This window comes from Streptomyces sp. WELS2 (assembly GCF_013870595.1).
Taxonomy (GTDB): Bacteria; Actinomycetota; Actinomycetes; order Streptomycetales; family Streptomycetaceae; genus Streptomyces.
Genome location: NZ_JACBWZ010000916.1, coordinates 1 through 2,297, shown reverse-complemented (window position 1 = coordinate 2,297; position 2,297 = coordinate 1). Strand labels below are relative to the sequence as shown.

The window sequence follows — 2,297 nt, the reverse complement described above, 5'->3', positions numbered from 1 at the left end:
CTCGCCCTGTGGGCCGACGCGTTCACGGGGGTGGCCGAGCTGGCCGACGGCGAACTGCGCTCCCTGGTCGCACAGTTCCGGCTGCCGCCGCACGTGATCCGCTCCGCCGCGGCCGCCGTGGGCCGCCGGCTGCCCCACGAGGACGGGGCGGACGCCGCCGAACTCGCCTGGCGGGCCGGACTGGAGGAGGCCCGCGTCGGCATGGACGAGCTGGGCCGCCGGACAGAGCCCCGGGCCGGCTGGCACGACCTCGTGCTGCACGAGCGCCAGACCGCCGTGCTCCGCGAGATCGTCGCGCATGTGCGGCAGCGGCCGACCGTCCTCCAGGAATGGGGATTCGCCGCCACCCTGCGCCGGGGTCTCGGCGTCACCGCGCTGTTCGCGGGCGGCTCCGGCACGGGCAAGACACTCGCCGCAGAGGTCGTCGCCAACGAACTCGGCCTGGATCTGTTCGTCGTGGACCTCTCCCAGGTCGTGAGCAAGTACATCGGCGAGACCGAGAAGAACCTGCGCCGTGTCTTCGACGCCGCCGAACGCGGCGGCGCCCTGCTGCTGTTCGACGAGGCCGACGCCCTGTTCGGCAAGCGCAGCGAGGTCAAGGACAGCCACGACCGGTACGCCAACCTGGAGGTCAGCTATCTGCTGATGCGGATGGAGGCCTACCGGGGCCTCGCCATCCTCACCACCAATATGAAGCAGGCCCTCGACACGGCCTTCCTGCGCCGCATCCGCTTCGTGGTCGACTTCCCCTTCCCGGCCGAGCACGAACGCGCCGAGATCTGGCGCCGGGTGCTGCCGCCGCGGGCCCCGCTCAAGGACATCGACCCGGACCTGCTGGCCCGGCTCACCGTCGCGGGCGGCTCCATCCGCAACATCGCCCTGTCCGGGGCGTTCCTCGCCGCCGAGGAGGGCGACCGGTTGCAGATGCGGCACATGCTCGCCGCCGCCCGCACCGAATACCTCAAACTGGACCGCTCGCTGACCCCCGCGGAGGTGCGCGGATGGGTGTGATCAGGCGGCCCTCGGCGATCCGCGTGGAGATCGGCGAACTGGTCCTCGACGGCTTCCACGCCGACCCGGCCCGCGTCTCGGCCGCGTTCGAACGCGAACTCACCCGCCTCGTACGGCAGCACGGCGTGCCCTTGGCGGCGAACGGCGCCGTGTCCGTGGAGGCGCTCACCGGGCTGCCCCCGCTGCCCGCCGGACTGTCGGCCCGCCGGCTCGGCCAGGAACTGGCCCGCGCGGTCCATCAAGGGCTCAGCGGCCACGGGGAGGTGACCCCATGACAGCCAGGGCCCAGGACGCGGCCGACCGGCAGACGGCCGAGCAGCGCCGCCGCAAGCGCAGGGAACGCGCCGCCAAGTCCCGCACGCCCGACCCGAAGAACATCGTCAGCGGCGCCGGACAGCCCCTCGACCCCGGCCTGCGACGGGAGTTGGAGGAACAGCTCGGCCACGACCTGAGCCGCGTCCGCCTGCACACCGACCGTGACGCCGGCCGCCTCACCGAACTGCTCGGCGCCGACGCCGTGGCCGTCGGCCAGGACATCCTCTTCCGCCCGGGCGCCTTCCGGCCCGGCACCGGCGACGGCCGCCGCCTGCTCGCCCACGAACTGCTGCACTCCGTCCAGAACCCGCACGGTCTGGGCACCTTGCGGGCAGGGCGCGAACCGGGCGCCGTCAGCCTGCCCCAGCAGTCCATCGAACGCGAGGCGGAGTCCGCCGCCCAGGACCTCGTACGCCCCCAGGCCGGGCCGTCCACGCCCCGGATCACCGAGAACCAGCCCACGCCCGGCTGGCTGCGCTACGCCACCGTGCACGCCGACCGCAGGCGGGCGGAGGCCATGGACCCGGCGACCCTGCTCGACCGGCTCGCCAACTCCGTCGTACGGTCCCTGCGGGGTGACCCGGAGGACCTGTCCCGGCGCACCCGCAAGCAACTCGCCCGCCTCCCCGAGGAGTTGCTCGACGGCGTTCTGGTCCGTCTGGAGAACCGGCTGCTGGCCCCGGAGCACGACCGGGTGCTCGACCTCGTCGAGGACGCCGGCGCGTACGACGACCACGCCCAGGACCTGGAAGTCAACGCGCACGACGCGCCCGGGATCGAGCCGGACGTCGCCGAGCAGGTGCGCACCGAGCGCGAGAAGGCGCTGCGGTCACGGGAACAGCGGCGGGCCGGGGCGGAACGGCCGGGCATCGCACCGGGACCGGAGAAGGAACGGGCCGACGACCAGGGCGCGGCCGTGCGGCCCTCCGTCCCTGGCCTGATCCGGAACCTCACCACCGTGTCACCCAGCT

The 2,297-nt window shown here is 73.7% G+C and carries 3 protein-coding genes; all 3 read left to right on the top strand.

Features of this window, described 5'->3' with window-relative positions:
• Positions 1-1,011 (top strand): ATP-binding protein (locus H5J33_RS31710; protein WP_181798194.1); only part of this gene is annotated, 1,011 nt, incomplete at its 5' end.
• Positions 1,002-1,286, top strand: a complete 285-nt coding sequence (locus H5J33_RS31705; protein ID WP_181798193.1) for a hypothetical protein — start codon at positions 1,002-1,004, stop codon at positions 1,284-1,286. The genes H5J33_RS31710 and H5J33_RS31705, both read left to right, overlap by 10 nt.
• On the top strand, positions 1,283-2,297 hold a 1,015-nt coding region (locus H5J33_RS31700), incomplete at its 3' end, for a DUF4157 domain-containing protein (protein ID WP_181798192.1). The genes H5J33_RS31705 and H5J33_RS31700, both read left to right, overlap by 4 nt.